Below are 545 nucleotides of genomic sequence, written 5' to 3'. Positions count from 1 at the left end.
CGGGCAACAGGCGGTCGCTCACACGGGTTTCTTCCGTGGCCGAGGCGATGTCGCTACTGACGGGAATGATGTCGAGAAACGATTTGCCGTCGCGAGCCAGGTGTTTGGGCGGGCGCTGCACTTCGCTGCTGGCCGGCACCGCCGGGCGGATGCTGCCCTCGTTGGCCGAACCTGGTGGCGTGCGCCATGCACTGGTGGCCCTGGGTCTGGGGTCGGCGCCTGAAGACGCCGCCAAAGCGACCACCGTGGCCGGTTTGCCACCGCACCGCGCAAACCCGGTCGAGGCTACACGAGATGGCCCGGCCAAACAAGAAATCGGGCCGCTGGTGCCCGCCATTCTTCGCCAATTTTGAGGACGCGGACCATGGCCCATCTTTCGTTGGTACCCGGCCCATCCCGGGGCACCCAACCCCATGTGCTGCAGTTTTTGCAGCGTTTATCTGGCCCATCAAGCGCTTCCGCAAGGGAGTGGAGGAGAAAAATCATGTCGATCCCGTCGTTGTTGACCCGTGCCACCCCCCGTGTGCTGAATGCCGAAAGCCATG

The 545-nt window shown here is 64.2% G+C and carries 2 protein-coding genes; both read left to right on the top strand.

All coding sequences use genetic code 11. The features are described from left to right. Positions 1 to 149 precede the first annotated feature (149 nt). Positions 150 to 353 carry a hypothetical protein gene (locus AC097L_RS25350; protein WP_479589470.1) on the top strand — a complete coding sequence of 68 codons (204 nt, stop codon included), beginning with the start codon at positions 150 to 152 and terminating at the stop codon, positions 351 to 353. Positions 354 to 364: 11 nt separating this feature from the next. Then, a partial coding sequence (locus tag AC097L_RS25345; RefSeq protein ID WP_479589469.1) for a hypothetical protein occupies positions 365 to 545 on the top strand: 181 nt, incomplete at its 3' end.

The organism is Rhodoferax sp. RT5P35 (genome assembly GCF_056521385.1).
This window is presented reverse-complemented; position numbering and strand designations above follow the sequence as displayed.

Bases quoted from the DNA above. Each gene is read 5' to 3' on its own strand.
- AC097L_RS25350 (WP_479589470.1), top strand. From the start codon at position 150: ATGCTGCCCTCGTTGGCCGAACCTGGTGGCGTGCGCCATGCACTGGTG.